The sequence below is a fragment of the Streptomyces sp. NBC_00075 genome (assembly GCF_045041225.1).
GTDB classification, from domain to species: Bacteria; Actinomycetota; Actinomycetes; order Streptomycetales; family Streptomycetaceae; genus Streptomyces; species Streptomyces adonidis.
Window position 1 is genome coordinate 10406631 of sequence record NZ_CP108243.1, and the last position, 21952, is coordinate 10428582.

Annotated in this window: 20 protein-coding genes and 1 pseudogene; 5 read left to right on the forward strand and 16 right to left on the reverse strand. The window is 69.4% G+C overall.

Translation table 11 applies throughout. The features are described 5' to 3' along the window. Positions 1 to 22 precede the first annotated feature (22 nt). The gene (locus OG787_RS45540; protein WP_405539318.1) at positions 23 to 748 is read right to left on the reverse strand and encodes a TetR/AcrR family transcriptional regulator; all 726 of its coding nucleotides are present in this window, start codon (positions 746 to 748) and stop codon (positions 23 to 25) included. Between the two features lie 479 nt (positions 749 to 1227). Here OG787_RS45540 and OG787_RS45545 point away from each other — a divergent pair, with 479 nt between their 5' ends. Further along, positions 1228 to 2715, forward strand: a complete 1488-nt coding sequence (locus OG787_RS45545; RefSeq protein WP_405539319.1) for an MFS transporter — start codon at positions 1228 to 1230, stop codon at positions 2713 to 2715. 37 nt (positions 2716 to 2752) lie between these two features. Continuing rightward, positions 2753 to 3355 carry a TetR/AcrR family transcriptional regulator gene (locus OG787_RS45550; RefSeq protein ID WP_405539320.1) on the forward strand — a complete coding sequence of 201 codons (603 nt, stop codon included), beginning with the start codon at positions 2753 to 2755 and terminating at the stop codon, positions 3353 to 3355. A 24-nt stretch (positions 3356 to 3379) separates the two neighbouring features. On the opposite strand, the gene OG787_RS45555 is transcribed toward OG787_RS45550, so the two are convergent. The 3 genes and pseudogenes from OG787_RS45555 to OG787_RS45565 form a co-directional block, all read right to left on the reverse strand. Continuing rightward, positions 3380 to 3664, reverse strand: a complete 285-nt coding sequence (locus OG787_RS45555) for a hypothetical protein (protein WP_405539321.1) — start codon at positions 3662 to 3664, stop codon at positions 3380 to 3382. A gap of 52 nt (positions 3665 to 3716) precedes the next feature. Beyond that, positions 3717 to 4495 (reverse strand): annotated as a pseudogene (locus tag OG787_RS45560) (SDR family NAD(P)-dependent oxidoreductase). Between the two features lie 44 nt (positions 4496 to 4539). Next, a complete protein-coding gene (locus OG787_RS45565) occupies positions 4540 to 5022 on the reverse strand; it encodes an FAD-binding protein (protein WP_405539323.1) in 483 nt (160 codons plus the stop codon). An 862-nt stretch (positions 5023 to 5884) separates the two neighbouring features. Between OG787_RS45565 and OG787_RS45570 the strand changes: the two genes are divergently transcribed. Both OG787_RS45570 and OG787_RS45575 read left to right on the forward strand, forming a co-directional pair. Then, positions 5885 to 6433 (forward strand): YceI family protein, encoded by a 549-nt coding sequence (locus OG787_RS45570; protein WP_405539324.1) that lies wholly within the window; start codon positions 5885 to 5887, stop codon positions 6431 to 6433. A gap of 213 nt (positions 6434 to 6646) precedes the next feature. Next, the gene (locus OG787_RS45575) at positions 6647 to 7027 is read left to right on the forward strand and encodes a transposase (RefSeq protein WP_405539325.1); all 381 of its coding nucleotides are present in this window, start codon (positions 6647 to 6649) and stop codon (positions 7025 to 7027) included. 366 nt (positions 7028 to 7393) lie between these two features. Here OG787_RS45575 and OG787_RS45580 read toward each other — a convergent pair whose 3' ends face one another. The 9 genes from OG787_RS45580 to OG787_RS45620 all read right to left on the reverse strand — a co-directional run bounded on the left by OG787_RS45580 (position 7394) and on the right by OG787_RS45620 (position 16664). Beyond that, positions 7394 to 8086 (reverse strand): TetR/AcrR family transcriptional regulator, encoded by a 693-nt coding sequence (locus tag OG787_RS45580; protein WP_405539326.1) that lies wholly within the window; start codon positions 8084 to 8086, stop codon positions 7394 to 7396. 99 nt (positions 8087 to 8185) lie between these two features. After that, positions 8186 to 8752: a hypothetical protein gene (locus OG787_RS45585; protein WP_405539327.1), complete on the reverse strand. Its 567-nt coding sequence runs from the start codon at positions 8750 to 8752 to the stop codon at positions 8186 to 8188. Beyond that, entirely contained in the window at positions 8749 to 9027 is a 279-nt protein-coding gene (locus OG787_RS45590; RefSeq protein ID WP_405539328.1) for a hypothetical protein, read from the reverse strand. Before OG787_RS45590 ends, OG787_RS45585 begins: the two co-directional genes overlap by 4 nt. 165 nt (positions 9028 to 9192) lie before the next feature. Further along, on the reverse strand, positions 9193 to 9843 hold the full coding sequence (locus OG787_RS45595; RefSeq protein WP_405539330.1) for a CoA transferase subunit B: 651 nt from the start codon (positions 9841 to 9843) through the stop codon (positions 9193 to 9195). Further along, positions 9843 to 10625 (reverse strand): CoA transferase subunit A, encoded by a 783-nt coding sequence (locus OG787_RS45600; protein ID WP_405539332.1) that lies wholly within the window; start codon positions 10623 to 10625, stop codon positions 9843 to 9845. Before OG787_RS45600 ends, OG787_RS45595 begins: the two co-directional genes overlap by 1 nt. Continuing rightward, on the reverse strand, positions 10625 to 11797 hold the full coding sequence (locus OG787_RS45605; protein ID WP_405540773.1) for an acyl-CoA dehydrogenase family protein: 1173 nt from the start codon (positions 11795 to 11797) through the stop codon (positions 10625 to 10627). The genes OG787_RS45600 and OG787_RS45605 overlap by 1 nt, the downstream gene beginning before the upstream one ends. A gap of 40 nt (positions 11798 to 11837) precedes the next feature. Continuing rightward, positions 11838 to 12851: a hydroxymethylglutaryl-CoA lyase gene (locus OG787_RS45610; RefSeq protein ID WP_405539333.1), complete on the reverse strand. Its 1014-nt coding sequence runs from the start codon at positions 12849 to 12851 to the stop codon at positions 11838 to 11840. Next, entirely contained in the window at positions 12848 to 14908 is a 2061-nt protein-coding gene (locus OG787_RS45615) for a biotin carboxylase N-terminal domain-containing protein (RefSeq protein WP_405539334.1), read from the reverse strand. Before OG787_RS45615 ends, OG787_RS45610 begins: the two co-directional genes overlap by 4 nt. 43 nt (positions 14909 to 14951) lie before the next feature. Then, a complete protein-coding gene (locus OG787_RS45620; RefSeq protein WP_405539335.1) occupies positions 14952 to 16664 on the reverse strand; it encodes a carboxyl transferase domain-containing protein in 1713 nt (570 codons plus the stop codon). Between the two features lie 653 nt (positions 16665 to 17317). Here OG787_RS45620 and OG787_RS45625 point away from each other — a divergent pair. Then, complete coding sequence (locus OG787_RS45625; RefSeq protein WP_405539336.1) at positions 17318 to 17974, forward strand: FMN-dependent NADH-azoreductase; 657 nt, start codon at positions 17318 to 17320, stop codon at positions 17972 to 17974. Between the two features lie 760 nt (positions 17975 to 18734). Here the strand turns inward: OG787_RS45625 and OG787_RS45630 are convergent. The 3 genes from OG787_RS45630 to OG787_RS45640 form a co-directional block, all read right to left on the reverse strand. Then, positions 18735 to 19781 (reverse strand): LLM class flavin-dependent oxidoreductase, encoded by a 1047-nt coding sequence (locus OG787_RS45630; RefSeq protein ID WP_405539337.1) that lies wholly within the window; start codon positions 19779 to 19781, stop codon positions 18735 to 18737. Positions 19782 to 19961: 180 nt separating this feature from the next. Then, a complete protein-coding gene (locus OG787_RS45635) occupies positions 19962 to 20876 on the reverse strand; it encodes a VOC family protein (protein ID WP_405539338.1) in 915 nt (304 codons plus the stop codon). A gap of 84 nt (positions 20877 to 20960) precedes the next feature. Next, positions 20961 to 21899 (reverse strand): NADP-dependent oxidoreductase, encoded by a 939-nt coding sequence (locus OG787_RS45640; RefSeq protein ID WP_405539339.1) that lies wholly within the window; start codon positions 21897 to 21899, stop codon positions 20961 to 20963. Between the last annotated feature and the right edge of the window lie 53 nt (positions 21900 to 21952).

Here is a 21952-nt window from a genome sequence, read left to right on the forward strand (position 1 = left end):
GTCGCCATGCCCTGACGCCGGCTCAGGGCATACTGCCCTCGATGCTCTCCTCGTTGCCGCTCTCCTCGTTCCGGACCGAGCAGATTCCCTTACTGTGGGCGTTGCCGATCATCGCCCGGTATGTCTGCGAGGGGGTCGGCGCGGCCGGCAGCGGGTTGGAGTGTTCGGCCCGGAATCCCTCCAGCAGATAGGCGACCAGTCGTCGCCAGGCGTGCGGGGCGGCGTCCCGGGTCGCGTGGATCACCCCGGCGGTGGCCATGAGCAGCAGCGGGATGTCCTCCGCGACGAAGTCCTGGCGCATCGTCCCGGCCGCCTGCGCGCGCCGGATCAGTTCGATGAGGGTGTGGTAGCCCCGGTCCCGCAGCCGCTGCGCCTCTTCGGAGGCCGGCAATGCCATGACGATCACATCGGTGAAACCCCGGTCGGCCGCCTGCAGGGCGCAGATCCGCTCGATGTAGCCGGTGAATCCGGTCCAGGGGTCCCGGGCCTCCAGTTCCTCCTCGGCGGCTTTCGCGTGCTCCAGGAGCTTGGACTCGAAGACCGCGACGACAAGCTCTTCCCGGGTGGCGAAGCGCCGGTACAGCGTGGCAATGCCCACCCCGGCCCTGTCGGCTATGTCCTCCAGCGGTACGTCCAGGCCCTTCTCCGCGAAGACCGCGCGGGCTGCCTCTACGACGCGCTGACGGTTCCGCTGGGCGTCTGCGCGCAGTGGGCGGCCGGTGTTCTGTCCGTCCTGAGTTGCTCCCATGTTCCCAGTCTAGCAAATTGGAGGAGTCTCTCCGGTTACTTTTCGGTCTTTCGCCGCGGCCCGCGAACGCTTGACCTGGAAGATGTCCCATGACCCCGACGGCCTTGTACTGGATGAGGTCGGGCCGCACGAGGGCGCCGAGTGAGTCCACGTCGCCCTGCTGGAAAAGTTGGTCGAGCGAACGCGCCGCCGGCCAACAGGCGCGAAGAGCGAGCGGTACGGCCGTGGTCCCGGTGAGTTCCGGCGGTCTCCATGCGCCGTAGCGCGGAGTCCAGCAGTCCACTGGCCCCGCCGTCTTCTGCCGTGACGCGCAGCAGTCCGTACTCAAAAGGTGTCCCGATGTCGGTGTGTGGCCCGCCGGCGGCGAGTCGGCGTGGTCGGCCGTAGCAGCGCTTACCCCCCGAGCGATTACTGGAGTAGTGGCTCCGATTAGGATGGTGGTCTAACCGGACCCAGGGGTCCTTTTTCTTGGAGCGGCGATGAAACAACCTCAGGAAGCCGTGCCGGTGGCGCGCAGCCTGCCCATCCTGGCTCTCGCGGCACTGGCGTTCTCGTTGGCCCAGACCTCGATCGTGCCGGCCATCGGTCAGCTGGCGGTCTCCCTGCATACCAGTACACAGAACGTCTCCTGGACGTTGACCGGATACCTGGTCTCGGCTGCGGTTCTGACTCCAGTGCTGGGGCGGCTCGGCGACATGTTCGGCAAGCGTCGCCTGCTCGTCGTCTCCCTGGTGCTCTTCGCCGCGGGCGGAGCGGTGGCCGCGCTGGGCGAGAGCCTGGGGCTGGTCGTGGCTGGGCGCGTGTTGATGGGTGCGGGCGGTGGCATCTTCCCGCTGTGCTTCGGCATCATCCGCGATGAGTTTCCGGCCGGGCGTCGGCCCGGCGCGGTCGGGCTGGTCTCGGCGACCGCGGGGATCGGCGGTGGCATAGGGCTGCTGCTGGGTGGTCTGCTGGTGGACCATACGTCGTACAAGTGGATCTTCTGGGCCGGTACTGCGATGGCGCTGATCGCGGCTGCCGGGGCCCAGCTGGTCCTCCGGGAGTCGCCGGTGCGTACCCGGGGCCGGGTGGACGTGCCCGGCACCGTTCTGCTGGCGATCGGGGTCACCGTCCCGTTGATCGCGATCAGCAAGGCGAGCGCCTGGGGCTGGGGAAGTGGCCGTACCCTCGGACTGATCGTGGGCGGCCTGCTGGTCCTGGTGGTGTTCGGGCTGGTCGAACGGCGTGTCAAGGAGCCCCTGGTCGACATGACCGTGCTGGCCCGGCCGCCGGTGCTGATCACCAACATCGCGACCCTGCTGGTCGGTTTCAGCATGTTCGGCATCTTCCTGCTCGTCCCGCAGCTGGCCGAGACCCCCAAAGCCTCGGGATACGGCTTCGGGGTCGATGCCACCCAGGCCGGGTTGCTGATGCTGCCCGGCAGTCTGATGATGATCTTCTTCGGGCCCTTGTCGGGGGCGCTCACCCGGCGTTACGGCGGCAAAGTGCCCCTGGCGCTCGGCGGTCTCGCCACGGCCGCGGGACTGGCACTGCTCGCCGTCGAGCATGGATCCCAGGCGGCGGTGCTGGGCTTCACGATGGTGGTCTTCAGCGGAATCGGCCTGGCGTTCGCCGCCATGCCGAACCTGATCGTCGACGCCGTGCCGGCAGCCCAGACCGGGCAGGCCACCGGCGTGAACGCGCTCATCCGCTCGGTCGGCTCGTCGCTCGGCACACAGATCATCGCCAGCATCCTGGCTGGAAGCGTCACCGCGGCAAGCCCGCTGCCGACCGATCACGCCTACAGTGTCGCCTTCGCCGTGGGAGCCGCCGGTGGCCTGGTCGCCGCTGTCGCGGCCGTGATCATCCCGCGCGCCTCGCGCCACCCCGACCCGTCGGTGCTGCAGGCGGCCGGAGCCGTTGCTCAGCCCGGTGGGCCTGCTCCGGCCACCGACCAGGCCCACCCCGATTCGACCCGATCCCGCTGACGTGAGTGGCCCCGGCCCGACAGGACAGACCGAATCCATGCCGACCTCGCGCGCCGCCAACCCGCCCGAATCGGGGACGGCGACCCCGGACTGGTCCTGCCGCCGCGCGGATGCCCGCCGCAACCATGAACGGATCGTCACCGCCGCCCTCCAGGTCTTCGCAGAACGGGGCTTGGAAGCCACTGTGCCGCAGGTCGCCGCGCGTGCTGGAGTGGGCAAAGCCACGGTCTATCGCAGCTATCCCACCAAGGCCGACCTGATGGCCGCTGTCGCCGAACACCAACTCCAGTGGCTGGAGGCACGAGCCTTGGCCGCCACACGGGAGCCCGAACCCGGACCGGCTCTCGGGGAATTGCTCGGTGACGTCTTCGAACGCCTCGCCCAGGACCGTATCCTCGCCGAAGTCATACCACGGGGCGCCGTTCCGGGAGCCGAGCAGAGCATGCAGCGCATGGTCGCCCTCATGGGCGTGCTTCTGGCTGCCGCGAAGGCCGAGGGCCGGATCCGCTCCGACGCGACCAGCGAGGACCTGAGCATTCTGATCGCCGGCTGCGCCCATCAGCTGCGACGGCTGCACCCCCGCGACCCAGCGCAGTGGCGACGCTACGGAGAACTCGTACTCAACGCCTTGCGCCCCTGAACCGCCGACCCCGAAATCCGGTTGTCACCGAGGACCGGCCCGCCGCCGTGGGCGTAGTGGACCGTCGGCAGTGCTGCGGTGCCGGGGGGCGATGAGCAGCAACACGGTCGGGGCGCCGGGCGGGCCCGGGACGGTCCAGTCCTCGATCTCGAAGGCCCTGTCGCGGTACAGCTCCTCGTCCGAAGCCTGCCCAGCCATGCCACAGTCCCGTATGGCGGGGACCAGTTCCAGGGCGATCGACGGCGGAATGTGTTCGGCGAGCACCTTGAGCACCGCGCCGAGTTCCGGGTCGAGCGGCGGCGGACTCACGGGAGGGGGCGGTCGTCTGTCTCTCTTTCGTCTGGCTGAGCGGGGGACGAGCTCAGACGGCGGACCAGCCGTTGCCGACCGGGCGTACGACTCCGTTGATGTTGCTGGCGGCGTCGGACGCGAGGAAGACGATCGCCGCGGCGAATTCAGCGGCTTGGGCGAGGCGGCCGACGTTGTTCTGGTAGGCGGCGAACACGGTGGGCCCTACGGCTCCTTCGGACTCGCCGATCTGGATGTTGGTCTGTACGCCGCCGGGGTGACGGCGTTGATGCGGACGCCGCTGTCGCGGTACTGGACGGCAGTGGCCTTGGTGAGGCCGACAATGCCGTGCTTGGCGACGGTGTACGCGGTGCCGGCGGCGCTGCCGCGCAGCGACGCCGCGGAGGCGGTGTTGACGATCGCTCCCTTGCCGGCGCGGAGCAGGTGCGGCAGGGCGGACGGGGTGAGCAGGAACGGTGCGGTGAGGTTGATACGGATGCCCCGTCCCCACACGGCGTCGTCGAGGTCGCCGGTCACGTCCAGACCGTCCATGATGCCTGCATTGTTGACCAGGACGTCGATACCGCCGAAGGAGTCCACGGTGGTGGCGATGACCTTGTCGACGACTGTCTGGTCGCTCAGATCGCCGGTGATCGGCAGGGCGGTGCCGCTGGTGATCTCGATCTCCTTGGCGACGGCGGCGGCACCGTCGGCTCTGATGTCGGTGACGACGACCTTCGCGCCCTGGGCGGCACAGCGGAGCGCGGTGGCGCGGCCGATGCCGGAGCCGGCGCCGATGACAATGACGCTCTTGCCGGTGAAGTCGAAGCCGGCGGCGGGGATGGTGCTCATGGGGGATTCTCCGTAAGGGGGCGGTGTGGAGGGGAAACGGGTTGTCAGCGGCGTGGGGTCGTCGCGGTGTGGCGCATGGCCAGGCAGGCGAAGGTGGTGGCAGGGCTGATGGCCGAGCCCGGTCCGGGGCAGGTGCGGCCCAGCACTGAGGCGGTGGTGCTGCCCGCCGTGTATAGGCCCGGGACGGGGCTACCGTCCTCGCGCAGTACCCGGGCGCGCTCGCTGGTGCTGAGACCGCCCTTGGTGCCGAGGTCACTGGGGTACAGCGCGGTGGGGTATGAAGGGCACTTTGCCGAGCGGCCCGAGGCTGGGGTTGGTGCGCGGATCTCCGTAGGACCGGTCGTACGCCATGTCGCCGCCGAAGTAGGTGGTGCCGGCGGGCTCATGTGGGGGGTGTCGGGTATCCAGAGCCCACCGCCGGACATTGCCGAGGCGCCGTCGCCCTTGTCGGACTGCTCGATCAGGAACGGCCGGTAGACGGCCTCCTCGGCGGTCGGCCTGGCGGCGCCGGTTCCGGTGATCAGCACATCAACGGTGGTGGTCCTTTTGAGCACCTTCCACTGCGCTTCCGAGCGTTACGGAAGGGGCACAGGCGCCTCGTTGGGAGGAAGGCGCCAAGACGGCGAGCGTGCCTGCAGGCGCATCGGAGTCGCATGGGGTAAGTGAAGAAACCGGAAGGCCTGCTCCGAATCGTCGGATCCGCGCCGGGTGATCTGGTGGCGGTGAGCCGGGAGTGAGATGGCAGCGTCATGATCCTTTGGCCGTGCAGTCAGGGGCTGGCCGGCTGGTCGCGGATCGGCCGGAGGGTGGCCCGGTGTGGCTCGGCGGGTGCGGGGATGAGTGGTTTTGGCACCTGCGGTGTTGTGTACGTCTGGGCGCGCTGTCGGTGCTGAAGGGTGTGCCCTGAGGTAGAGGTCTGCACGTGACCTGTAGGAATCCACGGCCTGCGCGGCCGCCTGGTGAGGCCGCGGGACGCTGCGGGCCGGGTTGGCATGGCGGACGCCTCTTACTGGATCGGCCGTGGCGGGTGAGGGGGTTCACGGTCGGCAGGTTTCCGAAGTCGCGGTCGGCGGCCTGCGCGGCGCACGCCTCCTCGGCGTGCGCCGCGGTGCAGAGTGGCTGGGTGGCTTTGGAAGGCTGATTTATGGCGTGAGGCAACTAACTGGACGATCCCATCCGTTTATGGGTTAGGGTGATCCGCGAACTGGGTGGCCCATTCCGATTTGGGTGGGTCGAGGTCGATCGGCGTGGCGAACATCGCCAGCTGTTTCCGACCGTGGCCTTTGTTCCGATGCAGGTGAGCATCATGTTCACCGATGTGCGCGGCAGGATGTACCCCGTCCGGCCGTGCGCCGCCCCCTGAATTGCAACACGAGAGGCACGACCACCATGGCAAAGCACAGTACGGCATCCGGACGTTCTTCCAGCCCGCTGACCGGTCTCAGCACCGGCCACTGGATCCTCGACGCGGCCGGCTCCTCGGTCGGCATCCGACACAAGTCGATGTGGGGCCTGGCCACCATCAAGGGTCTGTTCACCAGGATCAGTGGCGAAGGCGAGATTGGTACCGACGGCGCAGCGCACGGCACGCTGACCATCGACGCGGCGTCGATCAACTCCAAGCAGGCGAAGCTCGACACCCACCTGCGCTCCGCGGACTTCTTCGATGTCGACCGGCATCCGACGTTCACCTTCGCCGCCACCGAAGTCGTCCCCGACGGCGCCGGCGCCGCGAAGGTCAGCGGCAGCCTCACGGTCCTCGGCAAGACGCGGACCCTGTCCTTCACCGCCCATGCCACCGCGTCCGGCGCGGACGAGGTCACCCTCAGCGGCGAGGTTGTCATCGATCGTGCCGACTTCGGCATGACCTGGAACAAGGCCGGAATGATGAAGGGGCTCACCACCGTGGCCCTCACCCTCCGTTTCACCCACCGCTGAGCCGGAAATACGCAGCAGCAGGCGACGATGAGAAGCAAAGAGACCCCTTACGGGGACGCGGCTTCGGAGCACGACTGATCAGACGCTTGCCGGCGAGCAGGCCGCTCGAGAGGTACTTGAGCGGCTGGCGCTGATGCCGGGCGGGTACCCGGCCCGGCGGACACGCTCGCTGTCCTGGCGAGCCGTTCCACCCCGCTGTGTCTGCTACGTGCCTTGCCCGAACCGACACCGCGCGCCAAAGGTGCTCGGGAGGGCGGGTTCGCGTGGCGCGAGGGACATGCCTACGCCACCGTCGTGGTGGACATCGAGACCGGACATCCGGTGGATGTATCGCCCGACCGGAGCGTGCCGACGGTGGCGAAGCGGCTCGCGGATCATCCCGGCGTCGAGAGGATCTGTCGCGAGCGCTCGCCCGCCTACGCCGAAGTCGGACGGCTCGGTGCACCGAACGCCGTCCATGGCGCAGATCGACCGCACCTCTGGAGGAACCTCGCAGACGCCGGCGAGAATGGTGTCAATCACTACGTCGCCCTGCTGGGCGGAATCAGAAGAGAAGCCCCAGGCCCTCGTGGTCCTGGACAACACGGAACTTGATTCTGATGTCCAATCGGGCCGCGGCGGTCCTGTCGTCTGACGAACCAGGTGGTGGGACCGACGCGAAGCTGTCCAGGCTCCTGCTACTTCCTGCCGTCGGTTCCGGCCGTGGGTGAACTGGAGTCGCTCCCCTTCCAGGCCCCTGCCGCCCTGCTCCGGACGATGCGCTGATGGTCGGGCGGGCCACGAACGGAGGCCTGGCAGTCGCGCGGGAGTGTGTCCACGTATTGACGCCGACGGCGCGGGGGTTGAGTCCGATGGGCTTTCCGCGCAGCGCCGAACCTAGCCGCCTCGGACGTGACAGTGCCCGGCGCCGGGCTGGCCGACCCTGCGGAAGCGGCGGCGGCAGCGTGAGATGTGGTGACGTCAGTCCTCGGCTCGGGAGGCCGAGTGGAGTCCCTTGGTTGCGGCGTAGTCGATCATCGCCCGCTCCGTCTGTGCGGGTGTCGGCGCTGCGGGCAGTGGACCGGAGTTGTCGGCCCGGCAGGCTTCCAGTACATAGGCAGTCAGCCGCCGCCAGGCATGCGGAGCGGCGTCACGGGTCACTTGGACCACGCCCGCGTTGGCCATGAGGATCAGGACAATGTCCTCCGGAACAAAGTCCGCGCGCAGGACTCCGGCTTCCTGCGCTCGCCGGATCACTTCGACAGTGCCCTGGTAACCGCGTTCCCACAGGTGTTTCGCCGTTTCCGACGTCGGCAGCACCATGGTGATGACATCGGCGAAGCCTCGGTCGGCCGCCTGCATGGCGCAGATCCGCTCGACATAAGTGCAGAAGCCGGTCCAGGGGTCGGGGGAGCGCAGCGCTTCCTCGGCGGTCGTCGCGTACTCCAGGAACTTCACCTCGAACACCGCCGCGACGAGTTCCTCGCGTGTGGGAAAGCGCCGGTAGAGCGTGGCAATGCCAACGCCGGCCCGGTCGGCGATCTCCTCCAGCGGTACTTCCAGGCCACGCTCCGAGAAGACGGCACGTGCGGCCTCGACGACCCGTTGGCGGTTACGCTGGGCGTCCGCGCGCAGTGCCCGGTCGGCGGTGTGTGTGTTCAGAGGTGCTCCCATGCCGATACTCTAGCAAACGGAGTTGAGTCTCCGTTTGGTCGTGGCGCTCTCGGCGTACCGCGTCGTGGAGGGAAGCGCGACCGGCTTGCGGTTACGCCCTCACCTCACGCAGGTCACGCCGTCTGGACGGCTGGATTCCTGATCGCTCGGACTCTGGACCGGCCAGGGCATGGAAGGGACCATCGAGTGCACCCGGTGAATGAGGAAGACCGCCATGGGCAGCTCGACGAAGACCGCCAGCGCGCCCGACAGCCAGATGTCCGGGGTCCCGAAGGCGAGCGATACGTCGAACCACGCGTCGCAGACGAGCAGTACAGCCGTCGCGATCGCGGAAGCGACGACGGCCCGGCGGCGGCGCCAGCCGAAGTGCACGGTGGAGGCCATGGCCGCGACCAGCAGGACGTCGAAACCGACCCAGGTGGCCCGCCACTCGTGCACCTGGTAATCGGACGGCAGGGTCAGTGCCAGCAGCACAGTCCACGGAACGAGACCGACGGCGCAGACCGCGAGCAGTTCGAGAGAATGCCGCCGATGCCGCCGATGCCGCTCGTATGTGTCGTCACGGCGATCGGCCCTCTCGCTGCGGGAGCGGGGATTCGACCGGATCCTGGGGAACGCCTGGGCTGAGTCTGCCGCCCCGACTGCTGTCCCGGTCGCGTGGCTCATTCCGTCCCCATCTCTTGCGGGAGGCCCCCGCTGGGGGTGGGGCGGGGGCGCCAGGCGGCGAGGCGTCCTGTGACGACCCAGCCCAGGCCCGCCAGGGCGATGCCCGCGACGGCTTCGGGCAGGCGGCGAGTCGTCACGAGGTACGCGGCGGTCACGTCCAGGACCACCGCGAACGCTATGGCCCACACTCGCAGGCCGGCTCTGTGCGCCGCGGCGCCCCGGAACCCGCGCGCGGGCGACCGGACGCGTCGGATGCCGGGTGTCAGGGCACTCACGGGAGCCACCTGCTCGACAGGGAGTCGGCGGACGGACGGCCACGTCCGTCCTCACCGCTCACTGGTGTCTCGCGCATGTCGGCCTCCCTGGCTCGGGGTTCTTCGTAAGCTTCAACTGGAGGGCTTACTCCAGATATTCCCCGGGCCGGTGAGGCGAGTTGCAGGTCACACGCCGAGGTCCGCCAACGCCGTCTGCAACGTGGGTTCGGTCCGGGACCGGACTTCCTGCACCGAGACACCGGGAGCGGTTTCGACGAGCAGCAGGCCGTTGTCCGTGATGTCGATGACAGCCAGGTCGGTGATGATGCGCTGGACGCACGCTGTGCCGGTCAGCGGCAGCGTGCACTCCTGGACGATCTTGGGGGCTCCGTCCTTGGCCGTGTGTTCCATCAGCACCACGACCTGGCGGGCCCCGTGGATCAGGTCCATCGCGCCACCCATCCCCTTGATCATCTTCCCGGGAACGGTCCAGTTCGCCAGATCACCGTTCACCGACACTTGCATGCCGCCCAGGATCGCCGTGTCGATGTGTCCGCCGCGGATCATCCCGAACGACAGTGCGGAGTCGAAGAACGCCGCCCCGGGGAGTACGGAGACCGTCTCCTTGCCCGCGTTGATCAGGTCGGGGTCGACCTCGTCGTCGGTCGGGTACGGTCCCACGCCGAGGATGCCGTTCTCCGACTGGAGGACCACCTGTACGCCTTCTGGGAGGTGGTTGGGCACCAGCGTCGGCAGCCCGATGCCGAGATTCACATACGAGCCCGGGGTCAGCTCCCGGGCCGCGCGGGCCGCCATCTCATTCCTGGTCCAGGCCATCAGCCGCTCACCGTTCCTCGTGCCGGGCGCGCGGAGATCGTGCGCCGCTCGATCCGCTTGTCCGCCGCCTGCCGCGCCGTCAGCGGCAGCACACCCTGGACGAAGACTCCGGGCAGATGCACCGCGTCCGGGTCCAGCTCGCCCGGCTCGACCAGCTCCTCGACCTCGGCGAGCGTCACCCGGCCGGCCATCGCGGCCAGCGGATTGAAGTTCCGGGCGGACTTGTCGAACACGAGGTTTCCGTGGCGGTCGCCCCGGGCGGCACGGACGAGCGCGAAGTCGGTGATGATCGACTCCTCCAGGACGTACGCAGTGCCACCGAACTCGCGTACTTCCTTCGCCGGTGACACCACCAGGGGCTGTCCCTCGGCGTCGTACCGCCAGGGCAGACCTCCCTCGGCGACCTGCGTGCCGACGCCGGCCGGGGTGAAGAAGGCGGGGATGCCGCAGCCGCCGGCCCGCAGCCGCTCGGCGAGCGTGCCCTGGGGCACCAGCTCGACCTCCAGCTCGCCGGAGAGGTACTGGCGGGCGAACTCCTTGTTCTCTCCGACATAGGAGCCGGTGGCGCGGGCGATGCGCCGGGACTCCAGCAGAATGCCGAGCCCCCAGCCGTCCACGCCGCAGTTGTTGGAGACGACGCTGAGGTCCGAGGCGCCCTGCTCGTGCAGCGCCTGGATCAGGACCGCGGGGATGCCGCACAGTCCGAAGCCGCCGACCGCGATCGAGGCGCCGTGGGATATTCCGGCGACCGCGTCGGCTGCCGAGGTGATGACCTTGTCCATCAGCGGGCACCGCCGCCGGTGAGGCCGAGTTCGCGGGCGAGCAGCATCCGCTGGACCTCGCTCGTGCCCTCACCGATCTCCAGGATCTTGGAGTCACGCCAGAAGCGTGCGACCGGGTATTCGTTCATGAAGCCGTAGCCGCCGTGGATCTGGGTTGCCTCGCGGGCGTTGTCGACGGCGATCTCGGAGCTGTAGAGCTTGGCGATCGTCGCCTCCTTCTTGAACGGTTCGCCGCTGACCAGCTTGGACGCGGCGTGGTACCAGCTCAGGCGGGCCGTGTGGGCACGCATCTCCATGTCGGCGATCTTGAACTGGATGGCCTGGTTGGCGCCGATGGGACGGCCGAACGCCTCGCGCTCCCGCGCGTACTTGACCGACTCGTCGACGCATCCCTGGGCCAGGCCGGTGGCGAGAGCGGCGATGGCGACCCGGCCCTCGTCGAGGATCTGCAGGAACTGGGCGTAGCCGCGGCCGCGTTCGCCCAGCAGGTTCGCCGCCGGGACGCGGACGTCGGAGAAGGAGAGTTCCCGGGTGTCCGAAGCGTTCCAGCCGACCTTGGAGTAGGGCGGCGCCACGGTCAGACCGGGGGTGCCGGCCGGGACGATGATCGCGCTGATCTCCTTCTTGCCCTCGGCGGTGCTCCCGGTGACGGCGGTGACCGTGATCAGCGCCGTGATGTCGGTCCCGGAGTTGGTGATGAAGCACTTGCTGCCGTTGATCACCCACTCGCCGGTGGCCTCGTCCAGCCGGGCGGTGGTCCGGGTCGCTCCGGCATCGGAGCCGCCGCCCGGCTCGGTCAGCCCGAAAGCGCCCAGGGCCTCGCCCGCGCACAGCCTGGGCAGCCACTGCCGTTTCTGTTCCTCGGTGCCGAAACGGTGGATCGGCATCGCGCCGAGGGAGACTCCGGCCTCCAGGGTGATGGCCACCGAGGAGTCGACCCGGGCGAGTTCCTCCAGCACCAGGCCCAGGGCGAGATAGTCGCCGCCCATGCCGCCGTACTCCTCGGGGAAGGGCAGCCCGAACAGGCCGAACTTGCCCATCTCACGGATGATCGAGTATGGGAAGGTGTGGTTCTCGTAGTGGTCGCCGATCACCGGAGCGATCACATCGTGGGCGAACTCGGCGACGGTGCGCCGGAGTTCCTCGTGCTCGGGGCTGAGCCTGTGGTTCAACATGTCGTCCTCTTGTCTGAGCGAGGGGGAGCGAGGCGGTTCAGGCGTCGCTGTCGTCGGCCAGGGGCCGGACGTCCAGACCGTGCGGGTCCGTTCGCTGCCCTGCCAGAGCGCGTACGGTCCGGGAGGGGCTGGGGCGGCCCAGCTGCTCGGCCATCCAGACGCTGGTGCCGGCCAGCGCGGCCAGATCGACGCCGGTCTCGATGCCGAGGCCGTTCAGCATCCACAGCAGGTCCTCGGTGGCGAGGTTGCCGGTGGCGCTCTTGGCGTACGGGCAGCCACCAAGGCCCCCGGCCGAGGCGTCGACCACGGTGACCCCGGCCTGCAGGGCGGCCAGGGTGTTGGACAGTGCCTGTCCGTAGGTGTCGTGGAAGTGGACGGCCAGCCGGTCCGTGGTGACGCCGACGGCGGTGAGCGCCGCCAGCAGCGTGTGGACCTGCCCCGGTGTGGCCACCCCGATGGTGTCGCCGAGGCTCAGCTCGTCGCAGCCGAGGTCGGCCAGCCGCCGGGCCACGTCGACCACTTGGGCCACCGGGACCCTGCCCTCCCAGGGGTCGCCGTAGCACATGGACAGATAGCCGCGTACCCGCAGGCCGCGTTCCGTGGCGCGTCGCACCACGGGGGCGAACATCTCCAGTGACTCGGCGACCGTGCGGTTGAGATTCTTGTGGGCGAAGGTCTCGGTGGCGCTGGCGAAGACCGCGACGTGCCGAACGCCCAGTTCCAGGGCGCGGTCCAGGCCGCGCTCGTTGGGGACCAGCGCCGGCAGGTCCAGGGAACCGGGCAGCTCCGGGTCGGCGGACAGCGCGGTGACCAGTTCCTCGGCGTCGGCGAGCTGCGGGATCCAGGAAGCGGGCACGAAACTGGTCGTCTCGATCGTGGTCAGGCCGGTGGCGGCGAGCCGCCGGATGAACTCGGCCTTCACCTCGACGGGTACGATCGCGGACTCGTTCTGCAGGCCGTCGCGCGGTCCGACCTCGTGGATGCGGACCGCTGTCGGCAGCCCGGTGACAGCGGTCACGTCGGGCAGCAGATACGGCGTGCTGGTTGTCATGCCACGACCTCCTCGGTAGCCGGTTCGACCAGTGGCTCGATGACGGCGAGGAGCTCGTCCATGGCGACGTTCGCGCCGGGAACGGCGCGCAGTTCGACAACCGTGCCGTCGAAGGGCGCGGTCAGGGCGTGCTCCATCTTCATGGCCTCGACGACCAGGACGGTCTGGCCGGCCGTCACGGTGTCCCCGACGGCCGCCTTGACCAGGGTGACCGTGCCGGGCATGGGGGCGGTCAGCGAGCCGCCGCTGCCCTCCCCGGCTGCTTTGGTCCCTGCGAGCCGCAGGGGGTCGGCTGCCCGCAGCCGCCAGGTGTCCGCGCCCCGGGCGAGCCAGTGCACCTCGCCGGCCGCCGTGTGTTCCACGGCGTGGTCGAACCGCCGGGTGGCCCCTGACCAGGAGAGCAGGACGCTGCCGGGCGGGCCGCCGCGGAGCGAGGCCTGCACGGGCTCGGCCCCGTCGACCGAGACTTCGTGACCGCCGGACTCGTGACCGCCGGGTGGATTCACGGCCCGGACGCGCACCTCCACGGGTTCGCCGTCGCCGGACGCGAAGCGATGTGTGCTCCACGCGGGGCTGCCGATGCGCCAGCCGGTTCCCGCTGAGAAGGGGTTGGCCCAGCCGCTGCCGTCGGCAGACGTGGTTGAAAGCGCTCCTCGGGCGAGCAGCGCCGCCGTCACCGGGACCTCCGGCGGCATCGGGGCCCGCACCAGCGAGTCCAGTCGGGCCTCGACGAGGCCGGTGTCGAGCCGCCCGGCGGCTACGTCCGGGTCGTCGAGAAGGCGGCGCAGGAAGCCGGTGTTGACGGTGACGCCGAGTACGCGGGTGTCGTCGAGGGCGGCACGCAGTCTGCGCAGGGCGGTCTCGCGGTCCGGGCCGTGGGCGATGACCTTGGCCAGCATCGGGTCGTACCGGCTGCCGACCTCGTACCCCTCGACCAGACCGGAGTCGACCCGGATGCCCTCACCGGACGGTTCCCGCAGGGCCAGCACCCGTCCGCCGGTAGGCAGGAAGCCGCGGTCCGGGTCCTCCGCGTAGAGGCGGACCTCCACGGCGTGCCCCTCGAAAGTGACCTCCTTCTGGCTGAACGCCAGGGACTCGCCGGCGGCTACGCGCAGCTGCCAGTCGACCAGGTCCAGGCCGGTGATCAGCTCGGTGACCGGGTGTTCGACCTGGAGGCGGGTGTTCATCTCCATGAAGAAGTACTCGTCCGGCCGGTCGGCGGAGACGATGAACTCCACCGTTCCGGCGCCGGCGTAGCCGCAGGAGCGGGCGGCTTCCACGGCCGCGGCGCCCATCGCGGCGCGGGTCTCTTCGTCGAGCAGGACCGAGGGGGCCTCTTCGACGATCTTCTGGTGGCGGCGCTGGAGACTGCACTCGCGTTCACCGAGGTGGACCACGTTGCCGTGGGTGTCGGCGAGTACCTGGATCTCGATGTGCCTGGGCCGGTCGATCCAGCGCTCCACCAGCAGGGTGTCGTCGCCGAAGGCGCCGCGGGCCTCGCGCCGGGCGGCGGAGATCTCCTCCAGCAGCAGTTCCGGGTCGCGGACGAGGTGCATGCCCTTGCCGCCGCCGCCGGCCGAGGGCTTGAGCAGCACGGGCATGCCCACCTCGTACGCCGCCTCGGCGAGCTGGCCGTCGGTCAGTCCACTGCCGCTGCTGCCGGGCACCACGGGGACGCCGTAGGCGCGCACCGTGTCCTTGGCGCGGATCTTGTCGCCCATGAGCTCGATGGCGGAGGCGGGCGGTCCGACGAAAGCCAGGCCGGCGTCCGTGACGGCCTGGGCGAAGGCCGCGTTCTCGGACAGGAAGCCATAACCGGGGTGGATGGCCTGCGCGCCGTTGTGCAGGGCGGCGTCCACGATCTGGCCGATGTCGAGGTAGCCGTAGGCCGGGCCGCCGGGGCGCAGCTCCACCGCGAGGTCTGCCTCCCGGACATGCCGGGCGTCGGCGTCCGCGGCGCTGTGGACGGCGATCGCGCGGATGCCCAGCCGCCGCAGGGTACGGATCACCCGGACCGCGATCTCGCCGCGGTTGGCGATCAGAACGGTGTCGAACACCGTGGGTCTCCTTGGTTCGTTGGAGCAGAGCGGGTTCCAGAGATCACATGCGGAAGACGCCGAAGGCCGGTTCGGCGAGCGGCGCGTTGGCGCAGGCGGTCAGTGCCAGGCCGAGCACGGTGCGGGTGTCCAGGGGGTCGATGATCCCGTCGTCCCACAGCCGGGCGGTGGAGAAGTAGGCGCTGCCCTGCTCGTCGTACTGGTCACGGATGGGCTGCTTGAAGCTCTCCTCGGCGTCGGCGGACCACTCCTCGCCGCGTGCGTCGTACTGGTCCCGGCGGACGGTGGCCAGTACGGTCGCGGCCTGCTCGCCGCCCATCACCGAGATCTTGGCGTTCGGCCACATCCACAGGAAGCGCGGCGAATACGCCCGGCCGCACATCGAGTAGTTGCCCGCGCCGTGCGAGCCGCCGATGACGACGGTCAGCTTCGGCACCCGGGTGGTGGCCACCGCGGTGACCATCTTGGCTCCGTGCTTGGCGATGCCGCCGTTCTCGTACGCGCGGCCGACCATGAAGCCGGTGATGTTCTGCAGGAACACCAGGGGAATCCCGCGCTGGTCGCACAGCTCGATGAAGTGCGCGCCCTTCTGGGCCGATTCGGCGAACAGGATGCCGTTGTTCGCCACGATCCCGACCGGATGTCCCTGGATCCGTGCGAAACCGGTGACCAGCGTGGTGCCGTACTCCGCCTTGAACTCCGCGAAGCGGGACCCGTCCACGATCCGGGCGATCACCTCGCGGACGTCGTACGGCGTGCGGTTGTCGGACGGGACCACGCCGTACAACTCCGCCGGGTCCACGGCCGGTTCCTCGACGGGGACGGTGTTCCAGGGCCTGGGGGAGCGCGGCCCGAGGGTGGCCACGATGTCGCGGACGATGCTCAGGGCGTGGGTGTCGTTCTCGGCCAGGTGGTCGACCACGCCGGAGAGCTTCGCGTGCACCTCGCCGCCGCCCAGGTCCTCGGCCGTGACGACCTCACCCGTGGCGGCCTTCACCAGCGGAGGTCCGCCGAGGAAGATCGTGCCCTGGTTCCGTACGATCACGGTCTCGTCGCTCATCGCGGGGACGTACGCGCCGCCCGCGGTGCAGGAGCCCATCACGGCGGCGATCTGCGGGATGCCGCGTGCCGACATCCGGGCCTGGTTGAAGAAGATCCGCCCGAAGTGGTCCCGGTCGGGGAAGACCTCGTCCTGCATCGGCAGGAAGGCGCCGCCGGAGTCGACCAGGTACACGCACGGCAGGTTGTTGTCCAGCGCGACCTCCTGGGCCCGCAGGTGCTTCTTGACGGTCATCGGGTAGTACGTGCCGCCCTTGACGGTGGCGTCATTGGCGACGATCACGCACTCGCGGCCGCTGACCCGGCCGATACCGGCGACCACCCCGGCGGCCGGGGCCTGACTGTCGTACATCCCGTCGGCGGCCAGCGGGGCCAGCTCCAGGAACGGTGACGCCGCATCGAGCAACGTCTCCACCCGGTCGCGGGGCAGCAGCTTTCCCCGCGCCGTGTGCCGTTCACGGGCCCGCTCACCGCCGCCCAGGGCAGCCTCGGCCAGCCGGTCACGCAGCGCCCCCGCGGCTGCGGTGTGGACGGCGGTGTTGCGGCGGAAGTCCTCCGACGCGGGCGCTGCCCGGGTCTCGATTCTGGCGCCCAGCACGCGGTCGTCCGGGCGGACTTCACTGGCGTTGGTGCTCACGGTTGCCCTCCCGAGGGTCTCCGGACAGTGGAAGCGATGCGCTGGTAACAGCGCCCTCATGTTTGTTAACGTTCACTAACCTATTTGGAGGCTAGTCTCCATTACTGTCTGGTGTCCAGGCTGTGGGGGAGGAGAATGCGGCATTCCATCTCGGCGCGACTCTCGACGGCTGAGTCGTGTAGGCGGTCGTTGCCGCCATGCCGGGTCGCGGGCGTGGCCGTTCGGCCGGGCGCCGTATGGGTGATCGTGCAGGGTTGGGCATTTGAGCGAGGGGCCGGCCGCGGCCGGAAAGGGGTCGCGGGGCTCGACCGGCACCGCGACCTTGCCGCCTGGTTGTTGGACTCCGTGTGGCCATGGGCGTCCACGACTGAGTCCAGCTCGCGGTAGGCCGTCCCGGGCTGGTTCCAGTGCCGCGGGAGGAGCGTGGAGCGCAGACCGGAGATTGATGCGTTCCACGCGGCGGTGTGCCCGGGGGTGCTCGGCGTGTCGAGGTGGATCGCCCGCGGCGGGTTCTTGGTCGGGGCTGGATCCCTTGGTCGTCCAGCCGTGGACGGTGTCGGCGGCTGCGGAGGTCTCGGTGGGCGCCGGGGGTGCAGGCGATGTCCCGGCCGTCCACTTTCCGGAGACGGACCTCCGGTAAAGTGCTACGCTGAATCTATCTGGAGGAAAACCTCCAGTCTCGTCTTGTGAATCGTAGACCGAAAGGCGACGCCATGACTCACCTACTGCACATCGACACCTCGTCCGCTCCGGCGAACTCCGCTTCGCGTGAGGTGGCCGCCACCTTCCGTCAGGTCTGGGAGCAGGAGCACCCGCACAGCGCTGTCACCTACCGTGACCTGGTCGCGGACCCGGTGCCGCACCTGGCCCCGGCGGGCATAGCAGCCCGTTTTGTCGACGCCGGAGAGTGGTCGGACGAACAACGCAGGGCCGCTGCCGTACAGGACTCTCTCATCTCGGAGCTCGCCGACGCCGACGCCTATCTCTTCAGCGTTCCGATGTACAACTGGGGGATTCCCTCTGTCTTTAAGGCTTGGCTGGACCAGATCATTGTCTCGGGTCGGACTACTGCCTTCGGAGGGGAGCCGCAGAGCGTCGCGGGTCGGCCGGCAACCCTGATCGTCAGCTCCGGTGGCTCATACGGGCCCGGGACGCCGCGTCACGGCTGGGACTTCGCTGCCCCTTACCTGAAGACGGTCCTGTCGGGAGCGCTCGGAATGGATGTGCACACGATCAAGGTCGAGCTGACCATGGCTCCCCATAACCCGGCCATGGCCGACTTCCTTGAGCAGGCCGAGGCCAGCCGCGCCCAGGCGCATGCCCAGGCGGAGACGCAGGCCCGTGCCCTCACCGGGTTGTCCGTCGGCTGAGAGCGAAGGACTCTATCGGGCGGAAGTGGAAGCTGTCCGCGGTGAAGAGCCGGACCGGGTCCGAGGTGCTGACAGGGCCTCGTCGGGCGAGCCGACCAGGCCGGACAGATCACAACATCGTGCATAGTCCGGAAGGGCGACTTCCACGACGGCCTTGCCGCTGAGGCGCTCCGGCGCCTGGTGAACATGCAGGCCGACGGAATCACGACGACGACACCTGAGGGCTGCCTGTCGTCACGGGGGGTAACGACCTTACGGGCGAACCATTTCATGTTCGCATCCGTGCAGGAGAAGGCAACGCGGCGGCCTCCCTGGGCTGCCCACCCCACGCTAGGGACGACGAGCTTCGGGCGCGGCGTTGCCGATGATGGCGCGACTTCGTCAGGGCCAGACCCATGGGCTTCCGCGCCGGGTGTCGCGACCACGGCCCATTTCTGATGGAGAGTCAGGTGCCACGGGTTCCGAGCCGCCTGATGAGGTACGCGATCTGCATCTTCGCCGTGATCGCGGCAGTACCACATGGCGGGACACACCCCTGGACTTCGACAGCGGTCCGTCCTTCGATGCCGTGCTCTCCCGTGCGTGGCTCCACACCTGCTACGAGAGCCGTTCCATGCCAGGAAATCCGCGTCTGCGAAGTCCACGACGGGCGGGCTGATCTCCCCGACAAAGCATGGCCACCTCACCGGAGAACATGCCCCGGGCGGTCGCCCACGGAATGGGACGACGGCCCGGGGCATCCACCGCAGAGCCCGCGTGGTCAGTGGCCGCCGGCGAAGCCGGTCTCCTTACGGATGGCGGGGGCCACTTCGGTGGCGTAGAGCTCGATGGAGCGGTTGACGAGGTGGGACGGCAGGCCGCCGAGGTCGATCTGGCCGAGGAAGCGGTCGGTGCCGAGGATCTCGCGTTCGGTGAGGATCTTGTCGATGACTTCCTGGGGGCTGCCGATCATCAGGGCGCCGGCGGGCCCGGCGATCTGCCGGTACTCGTCAGGGCCGACCAGCCAGCCGCGTCCGTCCGGGGTCTTGGGACGCAGATACTCGCGGTAGTAGGGGTAGAAGTCGGCGCGGCTGTCCTGGGAGGTCTCGCCAACGAAGAAGTGGCTGGTCAGACCGAGCTTCAGCGATTCGAGCGGGTGTCCGGCCCGGGTACCGGCCTCGCGGTAGAGGTCGACGACCGGTTTGGCACGCTGGAAGTTTCCGCCGATCAGACCGAGTGTCATCGGCAGGCCGAGCGAGCCTGCTCGGTGCGCGCTGCCCGGGCTGCCGCCGACCCCCAGCCACAGGGGCAGTTTCGGCTGCGCGGGGCGGGGTGGGACCTGGGCGTCGTCCAGCGGTGCGCGGAAGCGACCGGACCAGGTGACGCGGTCGCTCTCGCGCAGGGCGAGCAGCAACTCCAGATTCTCCGCGAAGACCTCGTCGTACGAGGCGGGGTCGACGCCGAAGAGTTCGAACGCCTCGATGAAGGCGCTCCGCCCGGCGATGATCTCCGCGCGGCCGGCGCTGAGCAGGTCGAGGGAGGCGAAGTCCTGGTGCAGGCGTACCGGGTCGAGGGCGGTGAGCACCGACACCGCGCTGGTGAGGCGGATCTTGTCGGTGGCCTGGGCCACGGCGGCCAGGGTCACCGCGGGTGAGGACACGGCGAAGTCCAGGCTGTGGTGCTCGCCGAGTGCGAAGACGTCCAGGCCCAGGCGGTCGGCGAGGATGCCGTAGGAGACGATCTCCCGGGTACGGGTGGCTGCGTTGTGCAGGCGCCCGGTCTCGGGGTCGCGCTGCAGATCGCTGAGGGAGAGGATGCCGAGTTCCATGGCTGTCTTCCTTGGCTGTCGCCCTGAGGCGGTTTCGGTGTTCGGCCGTTGGGCTCGACGTGGTGTGCGCTCGTCCGGCACTGCCGGGGCGAGCTTGGCGGGTGTGCCGGTCAGGAGAACCGGCACACCCCACCTCTCGCGCACGGTGTGTGTGGAGGGGCTGTTGTCCTGGTGGGCTGATCAGTCCGCGAGGGGCTTGACGGTGGGTGCCCAGCTCTTGGCGATGAACTTGTGTCCCCAGGCCTCGGAGTTGGAGGGGTTGGCCTGGACGAAGCTCTCGTCGAGGAGTGTGCCGCCCGCGCCGAACTCGATGTCGAAGCCGGTGGGCGAGCGCATGTAGAAGGAGACGAGGTTGTCGGTCATGTGCCGGCCGAGGGTGATGGTGATCGGGAGCTCGCGCTCCTGCACCAGGTCGTAGGCGCGGCCGACGTCGTCGAGGTGGTCGGACTCGATCGCGATGTGCTGGACGCCGCGCATTCCGGGGACGGCGACGAAGCCGAGGGCGTGGGTGCGCGGGTTGCAGCGGTAGAACTGCGGGCCGGTCTGCCGCCCGTCGGCGGTGGTCGCCACCCAGTCGCCGAACAGCTCCATGCCGAGCACGTCGGTGGCGAACTCCTCGAGCTCGGGGGTGATCTCGGGCACGACGAACACTACGTGCCCGACGCCGTCGAGGCCCGCGACGAACTTTCCTGTCATGGGCTTGCCCGGGAGGAAGGACCCGGAGGTGAAGGTGGCGCCGTAGAAGATCTCGTGGACGAAGTCGAAGGGGTCCTGGAAGCGGGCCAGCCCCTGTACCTGGCGGTCGGCGGTCTCCTCGGGCGTGCCCAGCCGCGGGGAGAAGCCCTTGTCCTCGAGCTCCTTGACGGCCGCGCGGAAGGCGGCCTTGTCCTTCAGCTCCCAGCCGACATAGGCCAGGCGCTCCTCGTCGCCGGGGTGGACGGAAATGCGCTGGTGACGGTCGTCCATCCGCAGCCGGACCGTGCCGTCGGCACCGGGTTCCCCCAGCCCGAGCCCGAAGATCTCCGGACCGAAGGTCTCCCACTCCTTGAAGTGGGGCGACTCGAAGCCCAGGTAACCCAGCGAACGGATTTGCATGGAGTGACTCCTGTCAATGAGCGGGCGAACTGCGGGGAGAGTGGTTCAGAAGGACCGCGGGCCGCGGCACGTCCGTGGCGGTTGTCAGCCGCAGGCGACGGCGAGTTTGCCGAGCGCTCCGGCGCCGAAGTCGGCGAAGGCCTGGGGCGCGTCGTCGAGCGTGTAGGTGGCGGTGACCGGAACCCGGAGGCGGCCCGCGGCGACGTCGGCGGCCAGGCGCTCGAGGGTGGCGGTGTTGGCGTCGGCCATCACGGAGACCGCGGTCAGCTCACGGCCTTCCACGGCCTCGGGACCGAAGCCGAGGGTGGAGGCGATCCGGCCGCCGGGCGCCACCAGGTCGGCGAGGGACCCGCCGTCACCGGCCAGGTGCAGTGCCGCGTCGACGCCCCCGGGGGCGATGGCCCTCACCTGGGCGCCCAGGTCGGCGGTGTAGTCCACGACGTGTACGTCCTCGCCACCGAGCGACCGGATGAAGTCGGCGTGGCCGCCCTGCCTGGCGGTGGCGATCACCCGGGCCCCCCGGGCGGCGGCGTACTGCACGGCGATCGCGCCGACACCGCCGGTCGCCCCGGCGATCAGCACCGTCTCGCCCGCCTTGGGATCGATCGCGTCCAGGCTGTCGACCGCGGCGGCCCCGGCCAGCCCCAGCGCCCCGGCATCGGAGACGGACACGCCGGCGGGGATACGCGCGACGCCGTATCCGGCGGGCACGGTGACGTACTCCGCCAGCGAGCCGGTGCCCAGGAACGCCTTCGCCACGACACCGAACACCGCGTCGCCGGCCGCGAAGCCGGTCACATCCTCACCGACTGCCTCGACGGTGCCGGCGAAGTCCTTGCCGAGCACCAACGGGAAGCGGTGCTCCATCATCCCCTGCAGGTACCCGGCGGCGGTGGCGGCGTCGAAGCCGTTGACCGAAGATGCCTCGACCTTCACCAGCAGCTCACCGGCCTCGGGTCGCGGCGCGGGCGTCTCAGCGACGGTGGGAGCGGTGGGGACGGAGTGAACGATCAGAGCACGCATGGCATGCCTCCTCGGAAGAATAAATGGATGGTGTTCTCCGGTTTCTCTTGGCT